Consider the following 14,031-nt stretch of genomic DNA (forward strand, 5'->3'; position numbering starts at 1 on the left):
TCTGACCGACCGGTAAGTTGACTGTCGGTCAGTTCATGTGGTGCGCTCCCCCACCCGGCGCATCACGTTCAACAGGTACTCCTTCCTGTTCAGCGGGTTGTGGTCGGTGCGCGGCCGGGCCGGGATCGTGCCGCGGGTGACCGGCGCGTAGTGGTCGAAGGCCGTCTCCAGCTCGCCCTCGCCCCGGGTCAGCCCCGGCAGCCACTGCTCCAGCTCGTGGACGCGGGCGACGGGGACCGTGCCCTCCAGCGCGGAGTGTGTCGCGTGGGTGCCGGTGGTCTCCGGGACGGCGCCCAGCCGGGCCAGCACCGGCAGCAGTGCGCCGAGCGTGTCCGCCGGCGCCTGGAGCCGGAACCGGTGCATCGGCTCGTGCACCAGCGTGCCGGCGCGGCGCAGCGCCTCGACCAGGACCAGCGGGGTCAGGCCCCGGAAGTCGTAGCCGGTGCTCGACATGCTCTTGTCGAAGCCCTGGTGGGCGTGGCTCTGCCGGGGCGAGTAGCCGGAGTGCGTCATGGTGACCGTGCAGTCGGTGACCTGCCAGCCGTGCAGCCCCTGGCCGAGCGTGTCGCGGACGGTGTCCTCGACGGCCTTGAAGAAGGCGTACGGCATCGAGCCGAGCTCCACCTCCCGCCGGAACGCCACGCCCGAGCCGGGCGGTGCGGGGTCGACGCGCAGTCCGACCGTGGCGAGGAACGGGTTAGGGTCCTTCTTGTTGAACTCCACGGCGTGGCCGGTGCCGAGCGGCCGCTCGATGCACAGCGTCGTCGTCTCGCGGAAGGTGACGGTGAGGCCGTATTCGTCGGCGAGGGTCGCCTGGACGACCTCCTTCTGCACCTCGCCGTAGAGGGAGACGGAGGTCTCGCCGCGCAGTTCGTCGTGGCGGACGCCGATGAGCGGGTCCTGTTCGGCGAGCTGGGTGAGCGCGAGGTGCAGGGACCGCCGGTCGGTCCCCGGGCCGGGGACGACGACGGTCTCCAGGGTGGGCGGCGCGAAGTGGTGCTCCTGCGCCCGCCCGGGCAGACCGAGCGCGTCCCCGATGCGGACGTCCCCGAGCCCCCACACCTTGACGATCAGCCCGGCGCCGGCACGCTCCCGCCGGACGTCCGCGCCCCGCTCGAACACACTGAGCGCGGTGACCCGCCCCTCAGCCCGAGGCCGGGCCCCACGCCCGCCCTCCACCCGACCCTCGCGGGCGTGATCCACGGGCCCGCGGTCACGGGTCCGCCCTTCCGGCCGACCGTGGGCGCCCCGGTCGCCGCCGCGGGCACCGAAGGGCTGCCCCGCCGCCCGACCGGTACCGGCCCGATCCACCGACCGGCGGTCACCGACTCGCCCCTCGGGCCGACGGTCCCCGGCACGGTCCTCGGACCGGCCGTGAACGCCCCGAGCCTCCTCGCCGCGGACGGGCGCCTGCCCCTGCGCCCGGCCGTCGCGGGCCCCGTCCGCCGGCCGGCGTCCGGTGGCCCGGCCGTCAGCGTGGCCGGCCGGCGCCCCGCTGTCCGCACGGTCGTCGGGTGTACGGCCCGCGGGGCGGCCGTCGCCGTCCCGGCCACCCGCCCGGCCGGCCATGGCCCCTCCACCCACCCGCGTATCGATGACCTGACTCTCCGGGCTGCCGCCGACCCGACCCGGCGCCTGCCCGCCGGCGGCTCGCCCCGGCACACGGCCGTCGGCGCCCCCTCCCGGCGCGCGACCGTCGACTGCCCCACCGCCCGCGCGGCCGTCGGCCCCCCGGCCCGCCGCACGACCGTCGGCCGCCCACCCGCCCGGTGCGCCCTCCGCCCCGCCGTCCCCGAACGGGACCCTCTGCCGGACCCGCAGCGTGCCGGAGAAGAGGCGGGCGTAGGCCACCTTCTCGCCCGCCGGGCCCCGTTCGACCTTGAAGACCGTGGCCGACAACGGGCCGTCCGGGTCGCCCGTGGCCGGGGGCAGGAGGTGTTCGAGGCCGGTGATCAGCTCGGGTACGCCCGCGCCGGTCACGGCGGAGCCGAAGTACACCGGATGGACCAGGGCCCGCCGGCTCTGCACGGCGAGGGCGGCACGCAGCCGGTCCGTGCCGACGTCGCCGTCCAGGTAGGCGGCGAGCAGGGCGTCGTCGTGGTCGGCGAGCGTGTCCAGCGCGGCGGGGCCGAGGCCGGGCACGAAGCGGGCGGCGCGGGTGCCGAGCGCGGCGGCCGTCCCCATCGGGACCAGCGGTACCGCCAGCCTGCGCGCCATCTGGTGGAGCACGGCCGTTCCCCGGGCGCCGCGCCGGTCGATCTTGTTGACGAAGACCAGGGTGGGGATGCGCAGCCGGCGCAGGGTCCGCATCAGGATCCGCGTCTGCGCCTGGACGCCCTCCGCGGCCGAGACGACCAGGACCGCGCCGTCGAGCACACCGAGCACCCGCTCGACCTCGGCGATGAAGTCGGGGTGACCGGGGGTGTCGATGAGGTTGACGGTGACGCCGTCGAGCGGGAACGACACCACGGCGGACTTGATGGTGATGCCGCGCCGCCGCTCCAGCGCGAGGGTGTCGGTGGTGGTGCTGCCGGCGTCGACGCTGCCGAGCTCGTCGATCACTCCGGCCGTGTGCAGCAGCCGTTCCGTCAGGCTGGTCTTACCGGCGTCGACATGCGCGAGAATTCCGAGATTGAGCAGGTGCACTGAGCGTGATGTCCTTCGGCACGGGATGGGTTCCTTCCTGGGTGGACATGCACGCAGCGCGCATCTGAGGGCCTCTTTCGTGTGACGTCGGGTCCCGAGCAGTGCAGCAGGGCCGCTCCCCCGACGGCAATGGATTAATGCTCAACAAATCCGGGGCCGCAGCGCTCGCCGCCTCCAAGGGGTGGTCATAGAGTGACCTACATCACGCCGGACCGGCTGATCCCCTCACTCCTGCCCGCACGGTCTGGAGGGCGCATGACCCACATCACGGTGAACGTGGACGGCACGACGTACGAGGACGACGTGGAACCCCGTCTCCTCCTGGCCCACTACCTGCGCGACCGTCTCGGTCTGACCGGCACCCCGATCGGCTGCGACACCTCGAACTGCGGGGCGTGCACCGTCGACCTGGACGGGGCGACCGTCAAGAGCTGCTCGGTGCTGGCCGTGCAGGCGGACGGCGGCGACGTGACGACGATCCAGGGACTGGCGAAGGACGGCGAGTGGACGGCCTTGCAGCACGCCTTCCACGAGCGGCACGGACTGCAGTGCGGCTACTGCACCCCCGGGATGATCATGGCGGCACGGGATCTCCTGCGCGAGAACCCGCACCCCACCTCCGAGGAGGTCCGGCAGGCCCTGGAGGGCAATCTGTGCCGGTGCACCGGCTACCAGAACATCGTCCGCGCGGTGCTCGCCGCCGCCGAAGGGGACGTCGCCGCCGGGCAGCAGGTCACCGAGGAGGCCACGGCATGACCGATCAGGCAGTGGAACACGAGGTCGGCCGCTCCCGGCTGCGCAAGGAGGACGCCCGGCTGATCACCGGCCAGACCAACTGGACCGACAACATCCAGGTGGCCGGACTGCTGCACCTGGCCGTCCTGCGCAGCCCGATGGCCCACGCCCGCATCACCCGCATCGACGTCGCCCCCGCCCGCGAACGCCCCGGCGTCATCGCCGCGTTCAGCGGCGCCGACCTCACCGAGGGGCTGGGCTCGCTGCCCTGCGCCTGGCCGGTGACCGAGGACATCGTGCTGCCCGACCACCCGCCGATCGCCGTGGACGAGGTCCGCCACGCCGGGGACCCGGTGGCGGTCGTGGTGGCCCGCGACCGGTACGCGGCGGCCGACGCGCTGGAGGCGATCGAGGTCGACTACGACCCGCTGCCCCCGGTCCTCGACCTGGAGGCCGCGCTCGCCGACGACGCCCCGCTGGTCCACGCCGACAAGGGCACCAACCGCTGCTACACCTGGCCGCTCGCCACCGGCGAGAGCTTCGAGAGCGTGCGGGAGCGCGCCGAGGTCGTCCTCAGGCGCCGCTACCACCAGCAGCGGCTGATCCCCAACGCCATGGAACCGCGCGCGGTGGTCGTCACCCCGATCGCCGCCTCCGGCGAGTACACGGTCTACTCGGCGACCCAGATCCCGCACATCCTGCGGATCATGCTGGCCACCGTCACCGGCGTCCCCGAGCACAAGCTGCGGGTGATCGCCCCGGACGTGGGCGGCGGCTTCGGCTCCAAGCTCCAGGTGTACGGCGAGGAGGCCCTCGCCCTCGCGGTGGCCCGCAGACTGGGCCGCCCGGTGAAGTGGACCGAGTCCCGCTCCGAGGGCTACCTCGCCACCCACCACGGCCGCGGCATGATCCAGGACGTCGAGGTCGCCGCCACCCGCGACGGCAGGCTGCTCGGCCTGAAGGTGGACCTGCTCGCCGACATGGGCGCGTACCTGATGCTCGTCACCCCGGGCATCCCGATCCTCGGCGCCTTCATGTACCCGGGCATCTACAAGATGGACGCCTACGACTTCACCTGCACCGGCGTCTTCACCACCCGCACCCCCACCGACGCCTACCGCGGCGCCGGACGCCCCGAGGCGACGTTCGCCATCGAGCGGACCATGGACGAGCTCGCGCACGAACTGGGCCTGGACCCGATCGAGGTGCGGCGCCGGAACTGGATCCGGCACGAGGAGTTCCCGTACACCACGATCGCCGGGCTCACCTACGACAGCGGCAACTACGAGGCGGCGACCGAGAAGGCGCTCGCCCTGTTCCGCTACGACGAGCTGCGGGCCGAGCAGCGCGAGCGCAACGAGCGCGGCGACACGGTACGCCTGGGCATCGGCGTGTCGACCTTCACCGAGATGTGCGGTCTGGCGCCGAGCCGGGTGCTGCGCGACCTGCGGTACGGGGCCGGCGGCTGGGAGGCGGCGAGCATCCGCATGCTGCCCACCGGCAAGGTGGAGGTGGTCACCGGCACCAGCCCGCACGGGCAGAGCCACGAGACCTGCTGGAGCCAGATCGCGGCCGACGTGCTCGGCGTGCCCTTCGAGGACATCGAGGTGGTGCACGGCGACACCAAGGCGGCCCCGCAGGGCATGGACACCTACGGCTCCCGGTCGCTGGCCGTCGGCGGCGAGGCCGTCCACCGGGCGGCGGTGCAGGTGGTGGAGAAGGCCCGGAAGGTCGCCGCGCACCTGCTGGAGGCGAGCGAGCAGGACCTGGAGTTCAGTGACGGCGTGTTCTCCGTCAAGGGCTCCCCGGAGGCCCGCAGGAGCATCCAGGAGATCGCCTTCGAGACGTTCACCAACCACGACCTGCCCGACGGCGTCGAGCCGTCCATCAACGCCGAGACGGTGCTCGATCCGGAGAACTTCTCCTACCCGCACGGCACCCACCTGTGCGCGGTCGAGGTCGACACGGAGACCGGGAAGACGACGATCCGACGTTACGTCTCCGTGGACGACGTCGGCACGGTCGTCAACCCGATGATCGTCGAGGGCCAGGTGCACGGCGGACTCGCCCAGGGCATCGCCCAGGCGCTGTTCGAGGAGGCCGTCTACGACGACGAGGGCAACCTGGTCTCCGGCACCATGGCCGACTACCTGGTGCCGTCGGCGGCGGACCTGCCGGACTTCGTCACCGACCGGACGGAGACACCGGCGGTCTCGAACGCCATGGGAGTCAAGGGGGTCGGCGAGGCCGGGACGATCGCGTCGACACCCGCCGTCGTCAACGCCGTGGTGGACGCGCTGCGCCCGCTGGGGGTGCGGGACGTACGGATGCCGTGTTCGCCGCACCGGGTGTGGCAGGCGATCCGGGCGGCACGCACCGGCGCCGGCGAGCAGGTCGGCGGCACGGGGCCCGCCCAGTCCGGGCAGTCGGGGCAGGCGGCGCAGTCCGGCGATGTCGGTCAGTACGGCGAGCCCGGTCAGCCGGCTCAGCCGGGGACGGAGACTTCCGCATGATTCCCCCTGCATTCGACTACGCCCGTCCGTCCAGCGTGGACGAGGCGGTACGCGCGCTCGCCGACGCCGGCGAGGAGGCCAAGGTGCTGGCCGGCGGGCAGAGCCTGCTGCCGCTGCTGCGGCTGCGGCTGGCCTTCCCCGAACTCGTCGTCGACGTCGGCCGGATCCCGGAGCTGCGCGGGGTCCGAGAGGACGGCGACGCGCTCGTGGTCGGCGCGATGACCACGCACCACGAGGTGGTCCACGACCCGCTGGTGCGCCGCTACGCCGGTCTGCTGGCCGAGGCGACGGCCACGGTGGCCGATCCGGCCGTACGGCACCGGGGCACCCTCGGCGGTTCCCTGGCGCACGCCGACCCGGCCGGTGACCTGCCCGCCCTCGCGCTGGCGCTGGACGCCGAACTGGTCGTGGCCGGTCCCGGCGGACGGCGCACGGTCCCGGCGCGCGAGTTCTTCGTCGACTACCTGCAGTCGGCGCTGGCACCCGACGAGCTGCTGGTGGAGGTGCGGGTCCCCAAGCGGGAAGGCTGGGGCTTCCACTACGAGAAGTTCCATCCCGTCGCCCAGTCCTGGGCCATCGTCGGCGTGGCGGCGCTGGTGCGGCGCGACGACGGGCGGATCGCCGAGGCGCGCGTCGGCCTGACCAACATGGGCTCCACCCCGCTGCGGGCCACGGCGGCCGAGGAGGCACTGTCCGGGGCGGACGGCGCCGAGGCCGTCGCCCGGGCCGCCGAGGCGGCGGCCGAGGGCGCCCGGCCCTCCCAGGACCTCTCCGCGTCGCCCGAGTACCGGCAGCACCTCGCGCGCGTGCTGACCCGGCGGGCGGTGCTGGCCGCCACGGGATGGGGGTGAGCGCCGATCACCCGGATGGCCGACCCGGAGCAGGTGCGGGCCCAGCTGGAGGAGACGGGGTACCTCGTCGACGACGGGCTGGCCGTCACCTGCTTCCTGGCGCTGCGACTGCACCGGCCGCTGTTCTGCGAGGGCGACGCCGGCGTGGGCAAGACGGCGCTCGCGGGCGCCCTCGCCGAGGCGCTCGACGCGCCGCTGATCCGGCTGCAGTGCCACGAGGGCATCGACGCCTCGCAGGCCCTGTACGACTGGGACTTCCCGCGCCAGTTGCTGCACCTGCGGGCCGCCGAGGCGGCCGGGGTGAAGGACGCCGAACGGCTGGAGAGCGAGCTGTACGACCGGCGGTTCCTCATCGCCCGGCCGCTGCTGCACGCCCTGCAGACCCAGCCGTCGGTGCTGCTGGTCGACGAGATCGACCGGGCCGACGACGAGTTCGAGGCGTTCCTGCTGGAGCTGCTGTCCGAGTACGCGGTGACCATTCCGGAGCTGGGCACGCTGCGCGCGGAGGAGCCGCCGGTGGTCGTGCTGACCTCGAACCGGACCCGGGAGGTGCACGACGCGCTGAAGCGGCGGTGCCTGTACCACTGGTTCGACCATCCCTCGTTCGGCCGCGAACTGGCCATCGTGCGGCGCAGGCTCCCCCAGGTGTCGGCGCGGCTGGCCGAGCAGGTCACCGCGCTGGTGCAGGCGCTGCGCGGCGCGGACCTGCTCAAGCCGCCCGGTGTGGCCGAGACGATCGACTGGGCCCAGGCATTGGACGTGCTGGGCGCAGGAGAGGTGGACGCGGAGCTGGCCGTGACGACGCTGGGTTCGGTGCTGAAGTACCGGGAGGACGTGGACCGGGCACGGGGGCTCGATCTCGCGGCGGTCCTGGCGGCCCGGGGAGCATGACGACGATGCCCGACCCCGCGCCGACCACCACGGATCGTGTCCCGCCCAGCCGCGGGCCGCTCGGCGCGGACGCCGTGCTGCTCGGGTTCGTGCGGGCATTGCGGGCCGCCGGGGTCGACGCCGGCACCGAGCGGCTGTACGCCTTCCTGCGCGCGGTCGACGTGCTGCGGCCCGGGATGCGGACCGACGTCTACTGGGCGGGACGGGCGACGCTGTGCGGCGGCCACGACGACCTGGAGCGGTACGAACGGGTGTTCGCCGCTTACTTCGAGGCACCCGGCGAGTCCGCGCCGCGCGCGGTGCGTGCCGCTCCGCCGCCCCGGCTGCGGCTCGCCGCCCGGGAGGTGTCCGCCGCCCCCCGTACGCCCGGTGAGCCCGCGCCCCCGGGGCCGCCCACCGCCGCGCTCGCCAGCTCCGCCGAGGTGCTGCGCCACCGTGACGTCGCCGAGCTCGACGCCGCCGAACGCGCCCAGCTGCGGCGCCTGCTCGCCGCGTTCGCGCTGCACGGGCAGACCCGGCGGTCGGCCCGGCGGCGGCCCGCCCGGCGCGGCGAGGTCGATCCGCGGCGCACGGTTCGGGAGTTGCTGCGGCGCGGCGGGGAACCGGCCCGGCTGCGGCGGCACGCGCGCGTGGCCAAGCCGCGCCGGGTCGTGCTGCTCGTCGACGTCAGTGGTTCGATGGCGCCGTACGCCGACGCCCTGCTGCGGTTCGCGCACGCGGCGGTGCGCGGGGGCCGCACCGAGGTGTTCACCATCGGCACCCGGCTGACCCGGGCGACCCGCGAACTGTCCCACCGTGACCCGGACCTGGCGATGGCGGCCCTCGCGGCGGCCGTGCCGGACTGGCGCGGCGGCACCCGGCTGGGTGAGCTGGTACGGGAGTTCCTGAACCGCTGGGGGCAGCGCGGGATGGCGCGCGGCGCGGTCGTCGTCCTGCTCTCGGACGGCTGGGAACGCGGTGATCCGGAGCTGCTCGGCGCGCAGATGCGCCGCCTGCACGCGCTGGCCCACCAGGTGATCTGGGCCAACCCGCGCAAGGCCCGGCCCGGTTACGCCCCACTGGCCGCCGGGATGGCCGCGGCCCTGCCGAGTGTGGACGCCTTCGTCGAGGGGCACAGCCTCGCGGCACTGGAGCGGCTGGCGGCGGTGGTGCGCGGGGCCGCGGGCGGTGAGGCAGTCGTGAAAGGAGTGCAAGGTGCGTGAGATCCTCCCGGAGCTGGAGCGCTGGTACGCGGCCCGGGTCCCGTTCGGGCTGGCCACGGTCGTCTCGGTGAGCCGCAGCGCGCCGCGCGGGCCCGGCGCCTCGATGGCCGTGGGGCCGGACGACGAGGTCCTGGGGAGCGTGTCCGGGGGCTGTGTCGAGGGGGCGGTGTTCGAGCTCGCGCAGGAGGTGGTGGAGAGCGGCGAGGCGCGCCTGGCGACCTTCGGGTACAGCGACGAGGACGCGTTCGCGGTCGGGCTCACCTGCGGCGGTGAGGTCACCCTGCTGGTGCGGCCCGTCACGCCCGCCTCGGACCCGGCGTTCGGCGCGGTCGCCGCGTCCGTCGCCGACGGCCGGCCCGTGACCGTGGCGAGCGTCGTCGACGGACCCGCCCGGCGCGGGGCCACCCTCGCGGTCTGGCCGGACACGGTGGTCGGCACCCTCGGCACGAGCGGGCTCGACATCGCCGTCACCGCCGACGCGCGCGGCGAACTCGCCCTCGGCGCCACCGTCCTGAGGCACTACGGGCGGCACGGTGAGCGCCGCGAGGACGACGTCACGGTGTTCGTGCAGTCGTTCGCGCCGCCGCCGCGCATGCTGGTGTTCGGCGCGATCGACTACGCGGCCGCGGTGGCCCGCATCGGCGACTTCCTCGGCTACCGGATCACCGTGTGCGACGCCCGCCCGGTCTTCGCCACGCCCAAGCGGTTCCCGGCGGGCGTGGAGGTGGTCGTGGACTGGCCGCACCGCTACCTCCAGGGCACGCACACCGACGAGCGCACGGTGATCTGCGTCCTCACCCACGACCCCAAGTTCGACGTGCCGCTGCTGGAGGAGGCGCTGCGCAGGCCGGCCGCCTACATCGGGGCGATGGGCAGCCGCCGTACCCATGACGAGCGGCGCGAGAGGCTGACCGAGGCGGGCCTGACCGACACCGAGCTGTCCCGGCTGCGCTCGCCCCTCGGGCTCGACCTCGGGGCCCGTACGCCCGAGGAGGTGGCGGTGTCCGTCGCCGCCGAGATCGTCGCCCTGCGCTGGGGTGGCAGCGGTGCGCCGCTCACCGCGACCGCCGGGGCCATCCATCCGCACGCGGCCGTGTGAGTGCGAGGAGGAAGACATGGAGCTGCAGCACGAGTTCACCGTCCCCGTCCCGGTCGACGACGCCTGGCACGCGCTCCTCGACATCGAGCGGGTCGCGCCGTGCCTGCCGGGCGCGGCGGTGGAGGACTACGACGGCAGGACCGTGACCGGGTCGGTGAAGGTCAAGGTCGGCCCGGTCACCGTGACGTACCGGGGGACCGCGGTCTTCGAGGAGCAGGACGAGTCGGCGCACCGGATGGTGCTGGTGGCCAGCGGCCGGGAGACCCGCGGGCAGGGGACCGCCCGGGCGACGGTCACGGCCGCGCTGAGCGAGCGCGACGGCGGGACGGCGGTTTCGGTGCGGACCGACCTGACGGTCACCGGGCGCCCGGCGCAGTTCGGGCGCGGGGTGCTGGCGGAGGTGGGCGACCGGCTGGTGGGGCAGTTCGCGGACTGCCTGGCCGAGCGGCTGACCGAGCGGGCTCCGGCCGCCGGGGAGGAGCCTGAACGGGCCGACGCCACGGAGCCGCCGGCCCGCGAGGAGCCCGAGCCGCTCGACCTGCTGCGCACGGCGGGGCTTCCGGTGGCGAAGCGGGCGGCGGCGGTGGCGGCGGTGGTCGCCGTGCTGGCGGGGGTGGCCGTGTGCCTGCGGCGGAAACGGCGGAGCCGTTCACGCCAGTGACGGCGACACTCCGTGCGCGGGTGGCGTTTCGGCCTGCGGCGCCGCTGCGGGGGCCCATGGCGACCACCCGGCCGCCATGTGCCGGGCCTCGGTCTACTCGGGGTCTCCGGCCACGCGCGCGTGCAGGTGCTGGTCGTGCCAGCCGTCGGCATGCAGCAGCGCGCTGCGCTGGGTGCCCTCGACCGTGTAGCCGGCCTTCTCGGCGACCCGGCAGGAGGCGGGGTTGGCGGTGGAGTGGCACAGCGTCAGCCGGTGCAGGCCCAGCTCGTCCAGGGCCCACCCGCTGATCCGCCGGGCCGCCTCGACGGCGAGTCCGGCGCCGCGCGCCTCGGGCAGCACCCAGTAGAGGACCTCGGCGGTGCCGCCCGCGAGGTCGACGTCGTTCAGCCCGGCGAGTCCGACGGCCGGTCCGCCGTGCGGGGCGATGGCCCAGATCACCCCGGTCTCGGCCTGCCGGCGGGCGTGCAGGCGCTCGATCCGGGTGCGGGCCTCGGCACGGCTGCCGACCGAGAAGAGGTTCCAGTGGCTGATCGCCGGATCCTGGCCGGCGGTGAACAGGGCGTCGGCGTCGCCGTCGTCGAGGCGCCACGGCCGCAGTTCCCGGCCGCCGGGCAGCGGCAGCACGGGCTGGGCGCCCTCGGCGAGACGGCCTGCGGGGACGACGGCGGGTATCCCGGAGCTGTTGATCACCGGTGGATGATCGCACAGACCGCCGCAGCCACCACCACCGCTACCGCTGCGGCAGGCGGTGCAGGGTGACGTCGGTGAGCGCCCCGTCGGCGACGGTCGCGGTGAGGTAGGTGCAGTGCGGCTGGCGCCGCCGGTCGGTCGGGGAGCCGGGGTTGAGCAGGCGCAGGCCGGTCGCGGCGGTGGTGTCCCAGGGGATGTGGCTGTGCCCGAAGACCAGGACGTCGAGGTCGGGGAAGCGGGCGGCGCAGCGGGCCTCCCGGCCCTGGGCGGGCCCGGTCTCGTGCACCGTGCCGAAGCGCAGGCCGCCCAGTTCGGCGTACGCCACCTCGGGCAGCCGGGCGCGCAGCTCGGGGCCGTCGTTGTTGCCGTACACCCCGACCAGCCGGCGGCTGCGGCTCTCCAGCAGGTCCAGGGTGGCGGTGTCGACCCAGTCGCCGGCGTGGAACACGACGTCGGCCCGCGGGAGTTCTGCGAGCAGCATCTCCGGGAGCCACTTGGCCCGCTTCGGCAGGTGGGTGTCGGACATCAGCAGGAGGCGCACGCCGTCAGCCTAGGCGGTCCGGGAGGTGAGGCGGCGGATGCCGCGGACGGTGCCGAGCACGACGGCGCCCGCGCCGACGGCCGTGGCGGCGGGGTGCCGGACCAGGGTCTCCTGCCAGGAGCGGGAGTGGGCGCTGTCGTCGAAGGCGCCGTGGGCGCCCTGGTCCTCGGCGGGACCGGTGTCGACCGGTTCGAAGAGGTTGTCCAGTCCGGTGGGCGGGACGCTGTCGGTCTGCTGGGAGTCGAAGCCGGTGCGGGCCAGGTAGCGGTCGAGCAGGGCCGGCGCGAGACGGTTGGCCCAGACCGTGGCCAGGGTGGTGGCGCCGACGTAGTACTGCTTGCGGCCCGGGTGGTCGGCTGCGTACACCACACCCCGGGCGGCGACCTCCGGCTGGTAGATGGGCGGGACCGGCATGGGGTGCTTCGACAGCCGGGAGCGGACCCACTGGAACTGGGGGGTGTTGACCGCGGGCATCTGGGCGACGGTGACGCGCACGCCGCTGCCGCGGTGCAGCAGTTCGGTGCGCAGGGAGGAGGTGAAGCCGTTGATGGCGTGTTTGGCGCCGCAGTACGCGGACTGCAGCGGGATCGACCGTTCGCCGAGCGCCGAGCCGACCTGCACGACGGTGCCCCGGTCGCGGGGCAGCATGCGCCCGAGGGCCGTGCGGGTGCCGTTGACGAAGCCGAGGTAGGTCACCTCGGTGACCCGCCTGAACTCCTCGGCGGTGATCTCCTCGAACGGCGCGAACACGGTGGAGAACGCGCAGTTGATCCATACGTCGATCGGCCCGAACTCCTTCTCGGCGGCGTCGGCGACGGCCTCGACCTGGGCGGCGTCGGCCACGTCGGCCGTCTGCACGAGGGGGCGTCCGCCGAGTGCCGCGACCTCGTCGGCCGCCGCCTCCAGGCCGCCTTCGCCGCGGGCGACCAGCACGACCTGGGCGCCGCGGCGGGCGTACAGCCGGGCGGTGGCGCGACCGATGCCGGCGCTGGCACCGGTGATGACGACGGTGGGGGGCATGTTCCTGTCTCCTCCTGCTCCGTTCGGCACTTCTCCGTCTTTTCCGTCCGGGCGCTTCTCCGCCTACTCCGTCCGGTACTTCTCTGCCCGCTCCTCGACGAGGGTCAGGCCCAGTCCGGGTGCTCCGTCGGCGCCGGGGGCGATGCTGCCGCCGCGGGGGTCGAGGACGCCGTCGAACAGGAGCTGTTCGATGCGGACGTGGTCGTGGAACCACTCCAGGTGGCGCAGGTTGGGCACGGCGGCGGCCGCGTGTGCGTGGGCGTGGGGCGCGCAGTGCCCGGAGATGTCGAGCCCGCGCGCGTGGGCGAGCGCGGCGGCGCGCAGCCAGACCGTGATGCCGGCGCAGCGGGTGACGTCCGCCTGGAGGCAGTCGACGGCTTCGGCGGCCAGCATGTGCTCAAAGTACGGCAGCGTGTAGCCGTACTCGCCGGCGGTGACGTCCAGCGGGAGCCTGCCGCGGAGGCCGGCGAGCAGGGCGAGGTGGTCGGAGGAGACCGGCTCCTCGAACCAGGTCACGCCCTCGGCCGCGAGGGCGGCGCCGACGCGCGCGGCCTGCCCGCCGGTGTAGCCGCCGTTGGCGTCCACGTACAGCTCGGTCCGGTCACCGACGCTCGCCCGGGCCCGGGCGACGCGTTCCAGGTCGCGGTCCTCGCGGGAGCCCCAGGACTCACCGATCTTGATCTTGACGCGGGGGATGCCCTCCTCCTCGGCCCAGCCCCGCAGTTGGCGGTCCTGGCGCTCGGCGTCGTAGGTGGTGAAGCCGCCGCTGCCGTAGACGGGCACGTCGTCGCGGGCGGCGCCCAGGAGCCGGACGAGGGGCAGGCCGAGCAGGCGGGCCTTGGTGTCCCACAGGGCGATGTCGACGGCGGCGATCGCCTGGGCGGCCACGCCGGGGAGTCCGGCGTTGCGCACCGCCCGGCACATCCGCTCGTTGGCGCGTGGCACGTCGAGCGCGGGGAGGCCGGTGACGGTGCCGGCGAGCAGCTCGCGGACGACCCGGGCGGTGGCGGCGGGCGCGTAGGTGTAGCCGAGTCCGGTGGTGGTCCCGGAGCGGACGGTGACCAGGACGAGGGTGGTCCTGTCCCAGGCGAGGGTGCCGTCCGCCTCGGGAGCGTCGGTGGGCACGGTGTAGACGGCGGTGTCCACCGCGTCGACGGCCGGCAGGTCGGTCATCGTCACCTC

General features: G+C 74.5%; 12 protein-coding genes. 7 read left to right on the forward strand and 5 right to left on the reverse strand.

The window, feature by feature from the left end; genetic code table 11:
• Window positions 1–33 precede the first annotated feature (33 nt).
• Complete coding sequence (locus ACIHEJ_RS00180; RefSeq protein ID WP_400130845.1) at window positions 34–2,646, reverse strand: GTP-binding protein; 2,613 nt, start codon at window positions 2,644–2,646, stop codon at window positions 34–36.
• A gap of 255 nt (window positions 2,647–2,901) precedes the next feature.
• Between ACIHEJ_RS00180 and ACIHEJ_RS00185 the strand changes: the two genes are divergently transcribed.
• Genes ACIHEJ_RS00185 through ACIHEJ_RS00215 form a run of 7 tightly spaced genes read left to right on the forward strand, consistent with a single transcriptional unit; the run spans window position 2,902 to window position 10,598 of the window.
• Window positions 2,902–3,402 carry a (2Fe-2S)-binding protein gene (locus tag ACIHEJ_RS00185; protein ID WP_400130847.1) on the forward strand — a complete coding sequence of 167 codons (501 nt, stop codon included), beginning with the start codon at window positions 2,902–2,904 and terminating at the stop codon, window positions 3,400–3,402.
• Window positions 3,399–5,894, forward strand: coding sequence for a xanthine dehydrogenase family protein molybdopterin-binding subunit (locus ACIHEJ_RS00190; RefSeq protein ID WP_400130849.1), 2,496 nt, complete (start codon window positions 3,399–3,401; stop codon window positions 5,892–5,894). The genes ACIHEJ_RS00185 and ACIHEJ_RS00190 overlap by 4 nt, the downstream gene beginning before the upstream one ends.
• Window positions 5,891–6,745 carry an FAD binding domain-containing protein gene (locus ACIHEJ_RS00195; RefSeq protein WP_400130851.1) on the forward strand — a complete coding sequence of 285 codons (855 nt, stop codon included), beginning with the start codon at window positions 5,891–5,893 and terminating at the stop codon, window positions 6,743–6,745. The genes ACIHEJ_RS00190 and ACIHEJ_RS00195 overlap by 4 nt, the downstream gene beginning before the upstream one ends.
• A 15-nt stretch (window positions 6,746–6,760) precedes the next feature.
• A complete protein-coding gene (locus ACIHEJ_RS00200; protein ID WP_400130852.1) occupies window positions 6,761–7,636 on the forward strand; it encodes an AAA family ATPase in 876 nt (291 codons plus the stop codon).
• 5 nt (window positions 7,637–7,641) lie between these two features.
• A complete protein-coding gene (locus ACIHEJ_RS00205; protein WP_400131745.1) occupies window positions 7,642–8,838 on the forward strand; it encodes a VWA domain-containing protein in 1,197 nt (398 codons plus the stop codon).
• Window positions 8,831–9,937, forward strand: coding sequence for an XdhC family protein (locus ACIHEJ_RS00210; RefSeq protein WP_400130854.1), 1,107 nt, complete (start codon window positions 8,831–8,833; stop codon window positions 9,935–9,937). Before ACIHEJ_RS00205 ends, ACIHEJ_RS00210 begins: the two co-directional genes overlap by 8 nt.
• Window positions 9,938–9,953: 16 nt before the next feature.
• Window positions 9,954–10,598 carry an SRPBCC family protein gene (locus ACIHEJ_RS00215; protein WP_400130856.1) on the forward strand — a complete coding sequence of 215 codons (645 nt, stop codon included), beginning with the start codon at window positions 9,954–9,956 and terminating at the stop codon, window positions 10,596–10,598.
• 93 nt (window positions 10,599–10,691) lie between these two features.
• Here ACIHEJ_RS00215 and ACIHEJ_RS00220 read toward each other — a convergent pair whose 3' ends face one another.
• The 4 genes from ACIHEJ_RS00220 to ACIHEJ_RS00235 form a co-directional block, all read right to left on the reverse strand.
• On the reverse strand, window positions 10,692–11,288 hold the full coding sequence (locus ACIHEJ_RS00220) for a GNAT family N-acetyltransferase (RefSeq protein WP_400130857.1): 597 nt from the start codon (window positions 11,286–11,288) through the stop codon (window positions 10,692–10,694).
• A gap of 40 nt (window positions 11,289–11,328) precedes the next feature.
• Window positions 11,329–11,829 carry a metallophosphoesterase family protein gene (locus tag ACIHEJ_RS00225; protein ID WP_400130859.1) on the reverse strand — a complete coding sequence of 167 codons (501 nt, stop codon included), beginning with the start codon at window positions 11,827–11,829 and terminating at the stop codon, window positions 11,329–11,331.
• A 9-nt stretch (window positions 11,830–11,838) separates the two neighbouring features.
• The gene (locus ACIHEJ_RS00230) at window positions 11,839–12,849 is read right to left on the reverse strand and encodes an SDR family oxidoreductase (RefSeq protein WP_400130861.1); all 1,011 of its coding nucleotides are present in this window, start codon (window positions 12,847–12,849) and stop codon (window positions 11,839–11,841) included.
• Window positions 12,850–12,912: 63 nt separating this feature from the next.
• On the reverse strand, window positions 12,913–14,022 hold the full coding sequence (locus ACIHEJ_RS00235; RefSeq protein ID WP_400130863.1) for an enolase C-terminal domain-like protein: 1,110 nt from the start codon (window positions 14,020–14,022) through the stop codon (window positions 12,913–12,915).
• Window positions 14,023–14,031: the final 9 nt, after the last annotated feature.

Origin of the sequence: Streptomyces sp. NPDC052301 (assembly GCF_044593395.1) — a bacterium.
Lineage (GTDB): Bacteria > Actinomycetota > Actinomycetes > Streptomycetales > Streptomycetaceae > Streptomyces.